This window comes from Cryobacterium levicorallinum, from assembly GCF_004402405.1.
GTDB lineage: Bacteria > Actinomycetota > Actinomycetes > Actinomycetales > Microbacteriaceae > Cryobacterium > Cryobacterium levicorallinum.
Genome location: NZ_SOFE01000023.1, coordinates 89,510 through 103,944, shown reverse-complemented (window position 1 = coordinate 103,944; position 14,435 = coordinate 89,510). Strand labels below are relative to the sequence as shown.

Below are 14,435 nucleotides of genomic sequence, written 5' to 3'. Positions count from 1 at the left end.
TATGAATTCAACAGAAACGGGCGCTACGACAGGCTCGTGGCAGCGCGGATCTCCATCAAGTCTACGACCTCGCGAGCGGCCTCGGCGACATCGTGGTTGATCACGCGATAATCGAACTCTCCCTGGGCGGCCAATTCGAGCTTTGCGGTCTCCAGCCGACGGGCCTGCTCGGTCGAATCTTCGGTGCCACGACCGATCAGCCGACGCACCAGTTCATCCCAGCTCGGCGGCAGCAAAAACACCAGGCGAGCTTCGGGCATGGCTCGGCGCACGGCGCGAGCACCCTGCAGGTCGATTTCGAGCAGCACGCTGTTGCCAGCGGCGATAGCCGCGTCGACCGGGCCGCGCGGGGTTCCGTAGCGGTACGCATTGTGCACCTTGGCCCACTCGAGCAGTTCGCCGCCCTCCACCATGCGGTCGAATTCCTCGTCGGAGACAAAGTAGTAGCTGAGGCCCTCGGTCTCCCCCGGGCGCGGCGCGCGGGTCGTCGCCGAGACGGAGAGCAGCACGTCGGGATAGTTCTCCCGAATGTACCCGGCGACGGTTCCCTTGCCGACCGCGGTGGGTCCGGCGAGAACGATGAGTTTGGAGTCGGCGATGTTCCTGCGCAGGGTCGGTCGTTCGGACAAAAAATCCCGGAGCCGATCGCGCTGGTGCCGGCCGAGGCCGCCGAGGCGCTTGGACGGTGAGATTTCGAGGCGGTGGATGATGCGCTGCATCTTGGTGACGCCGATCGCCGGGATACTCACGAGCAGCTCGGTCACTCTCAAGCGGCCCTCGACCCCGATCGGGTCGGCGATGGCCGTCGCGAGAACTTCGAGCGCGGTGCGTTGACCGGAGGCGACCTCGGCCTTGACCTTGGCACGGGCGCGACGGGCCGCGACGGCGGCCCGCGACGCGGCCACCCGATCAACCTCGGGCGGGGTGGGACGGTTTTCAGCCACGGACGGCACCTACTTCGGCTACTCGGCGCTCAATGGCTTCTTCGATCCGGTGGGGTCCGGCCGAGAGCACACTGCGCGATTCACTCACGATAACCCCTCCGGCGTATCCACCATATATCGCGGTCAGATCCATAATATGCCCACCCTGGTGTCCGAAGCCGGGCGCGAGCACCGGTGTGCGAAATTCGGTCGGTGCGGCCTGCAGATCAATGCCGAATGATGACAAGTCGAGGGTGGCGCCCAGCACTACGCCGACCGATCCCAGACCAGTCGTCAGGCGAGCGGATGCTGCCCGCGCGTTGCGATCCGCAACGTCGTCCAGAATGGCGCGGGCGACGCTCGAACCGGCATAGGGCCCGTCGGCGACGATGGCCCGCTGAATGTCGGCAGCTTCCGGGTTGGAGGTCGCGGCGAGCAGGAAGACTCCCTTACCGTTCGCAGCCGCGAGGGTGAGTGACGAGTCGAGCGAACCGACGCCCATGTACGCGGCGAGGGTGAGGGCATCCACTTCGAGCGGAGATCCGGACGAGAGCCAGGCTTGCGCGTAGGCCAGGGCGCTCGTGCCGACGTCGCCGCGCTTGGCGTCGCCGATCACGAGCAGGCCGGCCTGCCGTGCATCTGCCAGCACGCGTTCGAGGGCGACGAAGCCGGCCGAGCCGAATCGTTCGTAGAAGGCGACCTGCGGTTTGACAATGCCGACTCGGCCGGCGGCAGCGGCGACGACCGTGCGACCGAAGGACTCCGCTCCAGCAGCCGTGTCGGGCAGGTTCCAATCGTCGAGCAGCCAGGAGTGCGGGTCGATGCCGACGCACAGCTGGCCGCTCTCGGCGAACACCCGCTCGAGGCGTTCGCCGAAGGACAGCACGGTCGCAGGGCCGCCGTTCACAGTAGGGCCGCTGTTCACAGTAGGGCCGTGCGGGCCGTGGCGTATTCCTGAAGGGAGGTCACCTCGAACCCGTCGCGAATCGAATCGATCGAAGCGACCGCAGCGCTAAGCTCGGCGATCGTGGTGAACAGGGGAAGGTCTCCGGCCACGGCGGCGGCGCGAATCTCGTACCCGTCGGCTCGGGCGGTGCTGCCACCGGGGGTGTTGATGACGATCTGGATCTCTTCGCGGCGAATGAGTTCGACGATTGAGACGTCGTCCTCCCCCGCCTTCTCGCTGAACTTGGTCACCACGCGCGCACGGATCCCGTTTCGCTGCAGTACCTCGGCGGTGCCGATGGTTGCGGCGATGTCGTAGCCGAGCTGCTGCAGGCGTAGCATCGGCAGAATGATCGAGCGCTTGTCCCGGTCGGAGACCGACACGAAGACGGTGCCGGAGAGCGGGATTCCCCCGTACGCCGCGAGCTGGCTCTTAGCGAAGGCCCGCGGAAAGTCACGGTCGATGCCCATGACCTCGCCGGTGGAACGCATCTCCGGGCCGAGGATCGAGTCGACGACGAGGCCCTCCGGGGTGCGGAACCGATTGAACGGCAGCACGGCTTCCTTCACAGCAACCGGCGATTCGATCGGAACCCGGGAGCCGTCGATGAGCGGTAGCTTGCCCTCGGCCTTGAGCTCGGCGATGGTCGAACCGACCATAATGAGCGCTGCGGCCTTGGCCAGCGTGATGCCGAGGGCCTTGGCCACGAACGGCACTGTGCGGGAGGCGCGCGGGTTGGCTTCGAGTACGTAGAGCACGCCAGCGCCGATGGCGAACTGCACGTTGAGCAGGCCCTTCACGCCTATACCGCGGGCAATCCCGAGGGTGGCTTCGCGTACTCGGTCGATTTCGGCCCGACCGAGGGTGACCGGCGGCAGGGTGCAGCTCGAGTCCCCGGAGTGGATGCCGGCCTCTTCGATGTGCTCCATGACGCCGCCGATGTACAGCTCGTGGCCGTCATAGATGGCGTCGACGTCGATTTCGATTGCGTCGTCAAGAAAGCGGTCGACCAGAAGCGGATGCCCGGCGCCGATGATTCCCTGCCCGGCCATGCGGGTGAAGTAGTCCGCGAGTGAGGGGGAATCATAGACGATCTCCATGCCGCGGCCGCCGAGGACGTAGCTCGGACGTACCAGTACCGGGTAGCCGATTTCTTCGGCCACCACGACGGCGCCGCCGAAGTCGATCGCGGTGCCGTTGCGCGGCGCGAGCAGGCCGGCGTCGTCGAGAATCTTCGAGAACAGTCCGCGTTCCTCGGCGAGGTCGATCGCGTCGGGGGTGGTGCCGAGAATGGGGATACCGGCCGCTTCAAGGCCGCGGGCCAGGCTCAGGGCGGTCTGGCCGCCGAGCTGCACGACCACACCGACGAGTTCGCCGCTCTGGCTTTCGGCGTGGATGACCTCGAGCACGTCTTCGAGCGTGAGCGGTTCGAAGTAGAGCCGGTCGCTCGTGTCGTAATCGGTGGAGACCGTCTCCGGGTTGCAGTTGATCATGATGGTCTCGTAGCCGGCCTCGGACAGTGCGAAAGAGGCGTGTACGCAGGAGTAGTCGAATTCGACGCCCTGGCCGATGCGGTTCGGCCCGGAGCCGAGAATGACGACCTTGCGGCGGTCGCTGGCGACAACCTCGGTCTCGTCGTCGTAGCTGGAGTAATGGTACGGCGTGAGGGCCGGGAACTCCCCCGCGCAGGTGTCAACGGTCTTGAAGACCGGACGCACGCCGAGAATGTGACGTACGGTGCGGACATCCGCTTCGCCGAAACCGCGCAACTCGCCGATCTGAGCGTCGGAGAAGCCGTGGTCTTTGGCGAGGATCATCACGTCACGGTCGAGGCGGTCGGCAGCCCTGACCTGCTCGGCGATCTCGTTGATCAGCACGATCTGGTCGATGAACCACGGGTCGATCTTGGTCGCGGTGAAGACCTGGTCGATCGTCGCGCCGCGGCGCAGGGCCTGCTGCACGGTGACGATGCGGCCGTCGGTGGGAATCTCGGCGGCGGCGAGCAGTTCGTCAATAGAACGGGTTTCTTCGCCCCAGTGAAAGCTCGATCCGCGCTTCTCCAACGAGCGAAGGGCCTTCTGCAAAGCGGATGCGAAGCTGCGGCCGATGGCCATCGCCTCACCGACCGACTTCATGGTCGTGGTCAGTCGCTGGTCGGCAGCCGGGAACTTCTCAAACGCGAAGCGCGGCACCTTGACCACGACGTAGTCGAGGGTCGGTTCAAAGCTTGCCGGGGTGACGCCGGTGATGTCGTTGGGAATCTCGTCGAGGCGGTAGCCGAGGCTCAGCTTCGCTGCGATCTTGGCGATCGGAAAGCCGGTCGCCTTGCTGGCCAGGGCGGACGAGCGCGAGACGCGCGGGTTCATCTCGATGACGATGACCCGGCCGTCGGCCGGGTTGATGGCGAACTGAATGTTGCAGCCGCCGGTGTCGACGCCGACGGCACGGATGATGTCGATTGAGATGTCGCGCAGGTGCTGGAACTCGCGGTCGGTCAGGGTCAGCGCGGGGGCGACGGTGATCGAGTCGCCGGTGTGCACACCGACCGGGTCGACGTTTTCGATGGAGCAGACGACGACCGTGTTGTCGGCCGTGTCGCGCATCATTTCGAGCTCGTATTCCTTCCAGCCGAGGATGGATTCTTCGAGCAGAACCTCGGTGGTCGGGCTGTGGTGCAGGCCGTCGGTGACGATGCGGCGCAGTTCCACCTCGGTGTAGGCGAAGCCCGAGCCAAGGCCACCCATGGTGAAGGAGGGGCGTACGACGAGCGGGTAGCCGAGGTCTTCGGCGTAGCCGACGGCCTCCTCGACCGTCTTGGCGATGAAGGAGCGGGCTACGTCGGCGCCGGCGTCGAGCACGAGCTGCTTGAAGATCATGCGATCTTCGCCCTTGTTGATGGCGTCGAAGCTCGCGCCGATCAGCTCAACGTCGTACTTTTCGAGGATTCCGCGTTCGTGCAGCTGGATCGCCGCATTGAGCGCAGTCTGCCCGCCCAGGGTGGGCAGAATCGCGTCCGGTCGTTCCTTGGCGATGATCGTCTCAAGAATTTCGGCCGTGATCGGTTCGATGTAGGTCGCGTCGGCAAAGTCGGGGTCGGTCATGATGGTGGCCGGGTTGGAATTGACCAGGATGACGCGCACGCCCTCTTCGCGCAGCACGCGGCAGGCTTGAGTGCCGGAGTAGTCGAATTCGCAGGCCTGGCCGATAACGATCGGGCCGCTGCCGATGACAAGAACACTGTTGATATCGTCGCGCTTGGGCATTATTTGGTTTCTCCTGCAACGGCTGACTGCGCAGCCAGAACAACGTCTCTGAATCGATCGAAAAGGTGGTTGGCGTCGTGTGGGCCGGAGGCGGCCTCCGGGTGGTACTGCACCGAGAAAGCGTTGATATCGAGGCAGCGGATGCCCTCGACCACTTGGTCATTGAGGCTGTAGTGGCTCACCTCGACCCGACCGAATCCGGTGCGAGAGTCATGCACGCCCTCAATCGGCATTTCAACGGCGAAGCCGTGGTTTTGCGAGGTGATCTCGACCCGCCCGGTGGTCTTGTCGAGAACCGGCTGGTTAATACCACGATGCCCGAACGGCAGCTTATAGGTGCGAAAACCGAGGGCACGGCCGAGTAGCTGGTTGCCGAAGCAGATACCGAAGTAGGGAATGCCCGCACGGAGTACTTCCTGCAGCAGATCCACGTGGGCGTCGGAAGCGGCCGGATCGCCGGGTCCGTTCGAGAAGAACAGGGCGGAGGGTTTCAGCGACAGAACGTGTTCGGCGGTGACCGACTGCGGAAGGACGAGCACCTCGAAGCCCCGTTCGGCGAGATAGGTCAGGGTGCTGGTCTTCACACCGAGGTCGAGCACCGCGACGGAGCCGATGCGTTCGCCCTGTGCGGGAATGGAGAAGGGTTCAACGGTCGAGACCTCGAGCGACAGGTTGCGGCCGCGCATAGCAGCTTCACCGAGCACGCGTTCGAGCTGTTCGCTGTCGGACAGGCCGAACAGGTCGCCCGAGAAGATTCCACTCTTCATGGCGCCCGCCGAGCGGATGTGGCGGGTGATCGCACGGGTGTCGATGCCGCTGATGCCGACGACGCCATTTGCTTCGAGGTCATCGTCGAGGGTGCGGGTGGCGCGAAAATTTGAGGCCATCCGAGCGGGTTCGCGCACGATGAAGCCGGCCACCCAGATCTGCCTGGATTCCATATCTTCGTCGTTCATCCCGGTATTGCCCACGTGCGGGGCGGTCATCAGCACGATCTGACCGGCGTAGGACGGGTCGGTCAGGGTTTCCTGATAGCCGGTCATACCGGTGGCGAAGACGATCTCGCCGAGCGTCTGCCCCTCGCTCCCGTAGCTGCGGCCGACGAATCGGCGGCCGTCTTCGAGCACGAGCACGGCCGGGCCGGGCTTGTCGGTAACCAAGAAGGTGGGCGTCAGTGCAACGGATGCTTCTGCCTGGTCTGGTGCGGTCGAGTCGGGCACGTCAGGCCTCACTTTCGTCTTGATGGGCCGGGGCCGTAATGGTTCGGATTGAATCGATGAGACGGGCTCGATCGTTCGGGTCGATGATGCGGAAGAAGCTGTCAACGTCGCGGCGGTCGGTGCCGGGCGTGTTCAGGCGCCAGCTCAGGCGAACCAGCCCGTCGGTTTCGACGACGCGATCGATGGCGAGCTGCGCTGCACCGACCTGGTCGATGGCGGCGCCGGGCACGTACAGGGGCGCGTTGCCGTCTAGGTCGAGGGTGATGCCCTGCGCGGTCACGGTCAGGGCGGCGCGGGCCCGAAAACCCAGGCCGGGAATGGCCAGTCGCTCCAGCGGGGCATCCCGCGGGGTAGTGGCCACGTAATAGGCCTCGGCGGTCGCCAACACGTCGGCGGCAGCGCCGCCCTCCGACCGGGGGTAACCGGCGGTGAGCGTACGGTCACGTTGGCTGCGCTTGTGCCAGCTGCGCCACATCAGTACGAGTACGCCCAGCAGAAAGAGCGCCGTAATGATGGCGGGAATGGACCTATCCATGGGTGGGGACTCCGCGCGCGTGGCCGGCTATTTCGAGGTTGCTGCGCGCGATTTCGCCCTGCACAGTTCCGTCGAGCACCGTGGCGTAGCCGCGGTGGAAGGTCGCCCGCACCTCGCCGGGCAGCGTCATCGACAGGTACGGCGAGTTCACGCTCGTGCCCGACAGGTCGGCGCGACCGAAGACGCGGGTGGCAGCGGGATCGTACAGGGTCAGTTCGGCCGGCGACCCGACCGCGATCGGTTTGCCCTGACCGGTGATCCGGCCGATTTGAGCGGGCGTGCGGGAGAGCACGCGTTCGATGTCGGACCAGTTGAGCATTCCGTTCGCGACGACCGCGGCGTGCACGACCGACAGGGCTGATTCCAGCCCAACCATGCCGTTGGCAGCGGCATCCCACTCGCAGTCCTTGCTTTCGGCCGGGTGCGGAGCGTGGTCGGTCGCGACGATGTCGATCGTGCCGTCGGCGAGTCCGGCTCGCAGCGCTTCGACGTCTTCACGGCTGCGCAACGGAGGATTGACCTTGAATCGGGCGTCGTAGCCGCGCACGAGATCTTCGGTGAGCAGCAAGTGGTGTGGGGTGACCTCGGCGGTCACCTGGATGCCGCGGGCCTTGGCCCAGCGGATGACGTCGACGGAGCCGGCGGTGGAAACGTGGCAGACGTGCAGGCGGGAGCCGACGTGTTCGGCCAAGAGTACGTCGCGGGCGATGATCGATTCCTCGGCGACGGCCGGCCAGCCCACGAGGCCGAGTTCGCCGGAGAGGGCACCCTCGTTCATCTGGGCTTTTTCGGTCAGTCGTGGTTCCTGGGAGTGCTGCGCGATGACGCCGTCGAAGGACTTGACGTATTCGAGGGCGCGACGCATGAGGAGCGGGTCCGAGACGCAGAATCCGTCATCGGAAAATACCCGCACCCTGGCCCGACTCGACGCCATGGCGCCCAGTTCGGCGAGTTGTTTGCCGGCCAGCCCTACGGTGACCGCGCCAATCGGCTGCACGTCGACGTATCCGGCGCTTTCGCCGAGCGCGAGCACCTGTTCGACCACCCCGGCGGTGTCTTGGGCCGGCAGAGTGTTGGCCATGGCGAACACACTCGTGAACCCGCCCCGGGCAGCGGCACGGCTGCCGCTCAGCACGGTTTCGCTGTGCTCGTACCCGGGTTCACGCAGGTGGGCGTGCAGGTCGACGAGGCCGGGCAACGCTACCAGGCCGGCGGCGTCGATCACGCTCGCGCCGCTCTGGGACAGTCCGGTTCCCAGCTCAGCGATGCGCGCACCATCCAAACGGATGTCCGTGCTCGTGCCGTCCGGCAGGGTCGCCCCGCGTATGAGCCAGCGTTGGGCCATTCCGTCAATCGGCATTCTTCGATTCCTTCCGGTCACCGGATAAGAGCAAGTAGAGCGCGGCCATTCGCACGGAGACGCCGTTGGTGACCTGTTCGAGCACTGTCGAGTTGGCGGAGTCGGCCGCCGCGGATGAGATCTCCAGACCGCGATTCATCGGACCGGGGTGCATAACAATGCTAGCCGGACCGAGCCGACCGAATCGCGCGTCATCCAGCCCCCAGACCCGGGAGTACTCGCGGGTGCTGGGGAAAAAGGCCGCGCTCATCCGTTCAGTCTGAATGCGCAGCATCATGACCACATCCGGGCCGGCATCGATGGCGTCGTCCAGGTCGAAGCTGAATCGGGCGGGCCAGAGCGAGGTATCGCTCGGCAGCAGCGTCGGCGGGGCGACGAACGTGACCTCGGCGCCGAGGGTGGTGAGCAGCCATAGGTTGGAGCGGGCGACGCGGGAGTGCAGCACGTCGCCGACGATCGTGACGGTGACGTCATCGAGTCCCTTGCCGCGGGGTGCCGCTCCGTGAATGCGGCGCCGGATGGTGAAGGCGTCGAGCAGCGCCTGGGTGGGATGTTCGTGGGTACCATCGCCGGCGTTGATGATGCCGGCATCGATCCATCCGCTGGCGGCGAGCACCGCGGGGGCGCCGGAGGCCGGGTGGCGAATGACGACGCCGTCGGCGCCGATCGCGGCGAGGGTCTGCGCGGTGTCCTTGAGGCTTTCGCCCTTGGAGACGCTGGATCCCTTGGCGCTGAAGTTGATCACATCGGCGCTGAGCCGCTTCGCGGCGGCCTCGAACGAGATGCGGGTGCGGGTGGAGTCTTCGAAGAACAGGTTGACGACGGTCTTGCCGCGCAGGGTCGGGAGTTTTTTGACCTCACGCTGGCCGACATCCGCCATGTCCTCGGCAATGTCGAGCAGGTTGATGACCTCATCGCGGGCGAGGTCCTTGGTCGAGAGCAGATGCCTCATTGCTCACTCCGCCCATCGATGGAGACGAATTCGTCGCCGTCAACCTCGTCGATGTGTACGTTGATGCGCTCGTCGGCAGCCGTGGGCAGGTTGCGACCGACGAAATCAGCGCGGATCGGCAGTTCGCGGTGGCCGCGGTCGACGAGCACGGCCAGCCGCACGATGTTCGGGCGGCCGTGGTCGCCGAGCGCATCCAGAGCACTGCGGATGGTGCGCCCCGAGTAGAGCACGTCGTCGACGAGGACCACCGTGGCGCCGTTGATGCTGCCGGGGATCTGGGTGCGCGAGGGGGTGCGCGTGCGGCCGTGCGCGAGGTCATCGCGGTACAGCGTCACGTCCAGGGAACCGACCCGCACCGGGTTCGCGGCCGGTTCGATCCGCTGGATGATCTCGGCAATCCGGTGGGCCAGAATGACGCCGCGGGTCGGAATGCCGAGGATGACGAGGTCGTCCGGGCCCCGATTGGACTCCAGGATCTCGTGGGAGATTCGAGTCAACGCGCGGGTGATGTCAGCCTGAGTGAGCACAATGTGCGCCAAATGCCGACCTCCTTCCCCGTCTCACAGGACGGATCATTAAAGGATGTCTGAATGGGATTAGCTTAGCCGTTCCCGAGCCGGAAGTCTGTCTGGAGTGCGAGGCAGCTAGAAGGCGCCGGCGACGAAGGCGGAGAATTCGGCCTGATTGGTGAGGCTGCCCCGATATTGCGCGCCGTCAACAAGCACGGTCGGGGTGCCGGATACGGCCTCGATCTCGGCTCCCGCGATCGGACCGGTCAGTGCGGACTCGGTGTTCTGCTGCGACCAGGCCTGATAGTCCCCGCTTTGAACACAGTCGGTGATGCTCGCATCACCCCCAGCCAGGTCGGCGAGCTCGGCGTCGCTCAAGCCAGGGGTGTTCTCGAGCGGCTGGTTCGCGAACAGCTCCGACAGAAAATCGAGGGTCTCGCCGGGGTTGAGCGTGGCCTGGCAGGTCAGGGCCGCCGAAGCCCGACTCGAGTAGTTCGTGCCCTGCGATTTGCTGTCCAGAAAGGCCAATGAGTGCACGCGCAGGGTGATGACGCCGCTCTCGACGCCGGCTAGAAGCAGCTCCCCATTGGTCTGCTCGAACTGGGCGCAGAACGGGCACATCGGATCGATGTATTCGTCGATAATGACCGGACCGGCACCGAATTCGAGATAGCCGCCATCGAAGTTGGCGGCGCCCAGCTCACCGGTCGGCAGCGGAGCTGACGACGAGCTGGACGAGCCCGCGTTGGATCCGACGTTCACCAGAAATGCTGCGAGAGCGGATGCGAAGATGACCGCGAGTGCCACCAGGATCACGAACACCGCGGTGCTGACGTACCCGATGATGAGGCCGGCCAGGGCGAAACCGCGGCCGACCTCACCGCGAGCTCGAATCTGCCCGAGGGCGATGTGACCCGTGATGATGCCGACGAGCCCGATCACCAATGACGAGACGAACGACACGATCGCCATGGTGTTGGTCTTCGGCGCCATCGCAAAGGGGTTTATCGGCTCGGCCGGCGGTGCGTAAGGGTTCGGCCGGTTCGGCTGGGCGCCTTGTCCGGTGCTGGTCATCTTCGTGCCCTTCGTTGACGGTGCGCGCTGGAAGCGGCGATTCGCCGAGTTAGGCCGACGGAGCGGTCTGAGCGATCTTGCCGAGCAATCCGTTGACAAACCCGGCCGAGTCATCCGTTGAGAGAATTTTCGCCGCTTCAACGGCCTCATCGATCGCGACGGCGTGCGGAACGGCGTCGTTGTACAGAATCTCCCAGATTCCGATGCGCAGAATGGCGCGATCAATGTTGGGCATGCGCGCGAGGGACCAGCCCTGCGAGTACGTTTCGATCAGTTCATCGATCTCTTCGCGGTGGTCGACGACCCCCTCGACGAGCTCACGGGCGTACAGCCAGGAAGCGAGACGTGCCGGCTCGCTCGCGGCACGCTCGGCCTCGGTTGCAAGCGACTCCGGAATGCTGATCTGACGCACATCGGCGGCATACAGAATGTCGATGGCGCGCTTGCGGGCCTTGGTACGAGCGCTCATTCGTTGACGCGACCGAGGTAGTCGCCGGTGCGGGTGTCGACCTTGACCTTGGTGCCCTGCTCGAGGAACAGCGGAACCTGAATCTGGTAGCCGGTCTCCACGGTGGCCGGCTTGGTGCCGCCGGTGGAACGGTCGCCCTGCAGGCCCGGCTCGGTGTAGGTGATTTCGAGGGTAACGGATGCCGGCAGCTCGACATAGAGCGGGTTGCCGTTGTGCAGCGCCACGGTCACGGCCTGGTTTTCGAGCATGAAGTTGCTCGCATCGCCGACGACGGCGGCGGAGACGGTGATCTGGTCGTAGTCGGCCACATCCATGAAAACGTAGGCGTCGCCGTCGTTGTAGAGGTACTGAAAGTCGCGGCGATCGACGTTTTCGGTCTCGATCTTCGCGCCGGCGTTGAACGTGCGGTCAACGGTCTTGCCCGAGACGACGTTCTTCATCTTGGTGCGAACGAAGGCGCCACCCTTGCCCGGCTTGACGTGCTGAAACTCGACGACGGCCCAAAGCTGGCCATCCATGTTGAGTACGACGCCGTTTCTGATATCAGCGGTAGAAGCCATGGGAGGGGTGTTCCGTTCAATTGATAAGGTGCGCGGGTGCAAATGGCACCTTGTCGAGTCTACGTGTCCAAGCCACAGGTTTCAAAGGCGCAGCTCGCCCGCTGCGCCTACGGCTGGGTGACGAAGTCGAGCGCCAGGCGATACGAGTCGAAGCCGAGGCCCGCGATCACGCCGGTCGCGATGGCGCTCACGACGCTGGTGTGGCGAAACGTCTCGCGCGCGTGCGGGTTCGAGATGTGCACCTCGATCAGCGGCAGGCCGGCCTTGGTCACGAGGGCCGCGGCATCCCGCAGGGCGTAGCTGTAGTGGGTAAACGCGGCGGGATTCAGGATCACCGGCATCCGCTCATCGACGGCCTCATATAGCCAGTGGATGAGTTCGGCCTCGTCGTCGGTCTGCCGCAGGTCAATCACGACTCCATCACGAGCGGATGCGACGAGCAGCGCACGCAGATCGTCCAGGTTGGCCGACCCATAGACATCGGGTTCACGACTGCCCAGGCGCCCGAGGTTCGGACCGTTCAGAACCAGCACTGTATTCATCGCCTCAGCCTAGGGTGTGAGAACCGCGACTCCGTCGTCGTGCGCGACGAACAGGCCCGTGATGCGCATGAGCTTCCCGAAGGACTGGGTCAATTCGGCGGCCCAAGCCTGGTCCGGTGCGGTCAGGGCGGCGGAGCCCGGCCGCTCCAGAGTCAGAATGATGCTGCCGCCAGGGGCCTCCTGGGCGAGCATGTCGTTGATGCGCACGGCGAAGGGCTGGGTTGACCCGGGCTCGGGCCGCACCGGAATGCCGTCAATCGGGATTAGCACGGACAACTGCTGGCCATACGGATCGAGCAACATGAGCCAGAGCTGTGGCCGGATGGCGTGACCGACCAAGTCGAAGACTCGCGTGCGGGCCTCCTGCAATGTGGTCACGGGCGGGGCGTCTTCGAGTTTCGTTGTCATTGTCATGCGCCCAGAATGGGCGGGGCATCCGCCTGCACCGAGGTAATGCACAGAAAATATGTGCCACTCCTCGCCTGTGGATATCTTCCGGCGACGAGATCGGGGCCGTCGCTCCCGTGGCAAATTCGTAGACCTCGCGCCTGTCGGCGGATCGAACAACCGTCGTTCAGACTCCAAAAGGGCAGAGACTGCCCAGCACTCCGGGAAATCTCTGGCAGCTGCCCTAGACTGGCATCGACGCCGGTCTCGGCAGCACGAACCCGTCCACTGCTAACGGAGGCAGACGCTCATGGGATACGGCTTGAAGAGTTCGTCGTCGGTCCCGACCGGCGATGCGCGGGAGAGCATTGTCGCCCTGGAGCGGGCCCACGAATCCGCCATCACCGATCGGGTCTTTCAAACCGGGGTGCGCCAGCTCGTGCAGGACTCCTGGCACCGTTCGCTGTCGCTGAGCCTCGACCCGTCGAGTGTGACTCCTGAGCGGACGCTGACCGACAGCGAACTGCGCGACCTGCGCAATCAGCATCCGCTCGCCGCAGTGCTACCCGTCGTGCACAACCTGCTCATCCGCCACGCCATCGACGCCGAGCTGATCGTTGCCATCGGTGACGAATCCGGTCGGCTGCTCTGGATCGACGGCGATCGAGTGCTGCGCCGCCGGGTTGAGGAGATGCTCTTCGTCGAGGGCGCCGACTGGTCGGAGAGCCGGGTCGGCACGAGCGCACCGGGAACGGCACTCGCCCTCGACCGCGGAATCCAGATTCGGCGCGCTGAACACTTCAACGCTCTGGCGCACCCGTGGAGCTGCACTGCGGTGCCCATTCACGACCCGGACACCGGCAAGATCCTGGGGGTCATCGACATCACCGGCGGCGACCAGGCTGTCGCACCACAGACCCTCCCTCTGGTCGAGGCGGCCGTCGCCGCGATGGAAGCGGAGCTGCGCATCCAACGCCTCGACCAACCGGCCGATCCACCGCCCGCCCCGCGGTCGCGGGCATCGGTGTCGGTGAGCGTGCCGCGACTGGCGCCGGCCGGCCTGAGCGTTCTCGGCACCGATCACGGCCAGCTGCACTGCGGCACCAGCACAGTGGATGTCTCGCCCCGCCACACCGAGATTCTCACGCTCCTGGCCTGGCACCGCGAAGGACTTTCCGCCGATCGCCTGGCCAGCTTTCTCTCGGACCAGGACACTGCGGTGGAGACGCTGCGCGCCGAAATGGTGCGGGTACGGAAGGTACTCGCGCTCCTCGACTCCCCCATCACGATCACGTCCCGCCCGTATCGGTTGGAGTCCAAACTCGAACTCGATGCCCAACGCGTGCTGGCCTTCCTCGAGCGCGGCGCCCACCGCGTCGCCATCGGCGCCTACCGCGGAGCTGTGCTGCCGGCATCGTCAGCGCCCGGTATCGTCGAAATTCGCCAGGAAGTGAGCAGCCGGCTGCGCGAAGCCATGCTCGCCGATGCGTCGGTCGACCTGCTGCTCAGCTACGCGCGCACCGAAGAGGCCACCTGGGACACCGAGGTGTGGCGTGCCTGCCTGGAGCTGCTCCCGGCCCGTTCACCCAAACGCGCAATGGTCGTGGCGCACCTGGCGCGCATTGAAGACGAAATCGGCGGGCATCGCAACATTCTGCAACGTTCCCGCTCCTAGAGTCGAAGCAGGCCGCAGCA

General features: G+C 65.4%; 14 protein-coding genes. 1 reads left to right on the top strand and 13 read right to left on the bottom strand.

All coding sequences use genetic code 11. From position 1 onward, the window contains the following. Nucleotides 1–23 precede the first annotated feature (23 nt). The 13 genes from gmk to E3O11_RS12530 all read right to left on the bottom strand — a co-directional run bounded on the left by gmk (nt 24) and on the right by E3O11_RS12530 (nt 12,767). Nucleotides 24–944 carry a guanylate kinase gene (gene gmk / locus E3O11_RS12590; RefSeq protein ID WP_092449184.1) on the bottom strand — a complete coding sequence of 307 codons (921 nt, stop codon included), beginning with the start codon at nt 942–944 and terminating at the stop codon, nt 24–26. Then, nucleotides 937–1,830: an orotidine-5'-phosphate decarboxylase gene (pyrF, locus tag E3O11_RS12585; protein ID WP_241994715.1), complete on the bottom strand. Its 894-nt coding sequence runs from the start codon at nt 1,828–1,830 to the stop codon at nt 937–939. The genes gmk and pyrF overlap by 8 nt, the downstream gene beginning before the upstream one ends. Nucleotides 1,831–1,844: 14 nt before the next feature. Continuing rightward, entirely contained in the window at nt 1,845–5,132 is a 3,288-nt protein-coding gene (gene carB / locus E3O11_RS12580; protein WP_092449091.1) for a carbamoyl-phosphate synthase large subunit, read from the bottom strand. Beyond that, a complete protein-coding gene (gene carA / locus E3O11_RS12575; RefSeq protein ID WP_092449186.1) occupies nt 5,132–6,265 on the bottom strand; it encodes a glutamine-hydrolyzing carbamoyl-phosphate synthase small subunit in 1,134 nt (377 codons plus the stop codon). Before carA ends, carB begins: the two co-directional genes overlap by 1 nt. An 88-nt stretch (nt 6,266–6,353) precedes the next feature. Beyond that, nucleotides 6,354–6,887: a PH-like domain-containing protein gene (locus E3O11_RS12570; RefSeq protein WP_092449092.1), complete on the bottom strand. Its 534-nt coding sequence runs from the start codon at nt 6,885–6,887 to the stop codon at nt 6,354–6,356. Then, complete coding sequence (locus E3O11_RS12565; RefSeq protein WP_092449187.1) at nt 6,880–8,232, bottom strand: dihydroorotase; 1,353 nt, start codon at nt 8,230–8,232, stop codon at nt 6,880–6,882. Before E3O11_RS12565 ends, E3O11_RS12570 begins: the two co-directional genes overlap by 8 nt. A 4-nt stretch (nt 8,233–8,236) precedes the next feature. After that, a complete protein-coding gene (locus E3O11_RS12560; protein WP_092449093.1) occupies nt 8,237–9,199 on the bottom strand; it encodes an aspartate carbamoyltransferase catalytic subunit in 963 nt (320 codons plus the stop codon). Further along, nucleotides 9,196–9,738: a bifunctional pyr operon transcriptional regulator/uracil phosphoribosyltransferase PyrR gene (pyrR, locus tag E3O11_RS12555; RefSeq protein WP_092449094.1), complete on the bottom strand. Its 543-nt coding sequence runs from the start codon at nt 9,736–9,738 to the stop codon at nt 9,196–9,198. The genes E3O11_RS12560 and pyrR overlap by 4 nt, the downstream gene beginning before the upstream one ends. A 105-nt stretch (nt 9,739–9,843) precedes the next feature. Continuing rightward, nucleotides 9,844–10,782 carry a thioredoxin domain-containing protein gene (locus E3O11_RS12550; RefSeq protein ID WP_158251696.1) on the bottom strand — a complete coding sequence of 313 codons (939 nt, stop codon included), beginning with the start codon at nt 10,780–10,782 and terminating at the stop codon, nt 9,844–9,846. Between the two features lie 49 nt (nt 10,783–10,831). Beyond that, a complete protein-coding gene (gene nusB / locus E3O11_RS12545) occupies nt 10,832–11,251 on the bottom strand; it encodes a transcription antitermination factor NusB (RefSeq protein ID WP_092449096.1) in 420 nt (139 codons plus the stop codon). Next, nucleotides 11,248–11,811 (bottom strand): elongation factor P, encoded by a 564-nt coding sequence (efp, locus tag E3O11_RS12540; protein ID WP_092107753.1) that lies wholly within the window; start codon nt 11,809–11,811, stop codon nt 11,248–11,250. Before efp ends, nusB begins: the two co-directional genes overlap by 4 nt. Nucleotides 11,812–11,918: 107 nt before the next feature. Continuing rightward, nucleotides 11,919–12,353: a type II 3-dehydroquinate dehydratase gene (locus tag E3O11_RS12535; protein WP_092449097.1), complete on the bottom strand. Its 435-nt coding sequence runs from the start codon at nt 12,351–12,353 to the stop codon at nt 11,919–11,921. 9 nt (nt 12,354–12,362) lie between these two features. After that, nucleotides 12,363–12,767 carry a hypothetical protein gene (locus E3O11_RS12530; protein ID WP_134441007.1) on the bottom strand — a complete coding sequence of 135 codons (405 nt, stop codon included), beginning with the start codon at nt 12,765–12,767 and terminating at the stop codon, nt 12,363–12,365. A gap of 295 nt (nt 12,768–13,062) precedes the next feature. Between E3O11_RS12530 and E3O11_RS12525 the strand changes: the two genes are divergently transcribed. Then, nucleotides 13,063–14,415 carry a GAF domain-containing protein gene (locus E3O11_RS12525; protein WP_241994714.1) on the top strand — a complete coding sequence of 451 codons (1,353 nt, stop codon included), beginning with the start codon at nt 13,063–13,065 and terminating at the stop codon, nt 14,413–14,415. Nucleotides 14,416–14,435: the final 20 nt, after the last annotated feature.

What these genes read in the sequence shown, in the direction of transcription:
- E3O11_RS12560 (WP_092449093.1), bottom strand. Translation starts at nt 9,199, where the DNA reads ATGAGGCATCTGCTCTCGACCAAGGACCTCGCCCGCGATGAGGTCATC.
- E3O11_RS12550 (WP_158251696.1), bottom strand. Translation starts at nt 10,782, where the DNA reads ATGACCAGCACCGGACAAGGCGCCCAGCCGAACCGGCCGAACCCTTAC.
- efp (WP_092107753.1), bottom strand. Translation starts at nt 11,811, where the DNA reads ATGGCTTCTACCGCTGATATCAGAAACGGCGTCGTACTCAACATGGAT.
- nusB (WP_092449096.1), bottom strand. Translation starts at nt 11,251, where the DNA reads ATGAGCGCTCGTACCAAGGCCCGCAAGCGCGCCATCGACATTCTGTAT.
- E3O11_RS12565 (WP_092449187.1), bottom strand. Translation starts at nt 8,232, where the DNA reads ATGGCCCAACGCTGGCTCATACGCGGGGCGACCCTGCCGGACGGCACG.
- E3O11_RS12570 (WP_092449092.1), bottom strand. Translation starts at nt 6,887, where the DNA reads ATGGATAGGTCCATTCCCGCCATCATTACGGCGCTCTTTCTGCTGGGC.
- E3O11_RS12535 (WP_092449097.1), bottom strand. Translation starts at nt 12,353, where the DNA reads ATGAATACAGTGCTGGTTCTGAACGGTCCGAACCTCGGGCGCCTGGGC.
- E3O11_RS12530 (WP_134441007.1), bottom strand. Translation starts at nt 12,767, where the DNA reads ATGACAATGACAACGAAACTCGAAGACGCCCCGCCCGTGACCACATTG.
- carB (WP_092449091.1), bottom strand. Translation starts at nt 5,132, where the DNA reads ATGCCCAAGCGCGACGATATCAACAGTGTTCTTGTCATCGGCAGCGGC.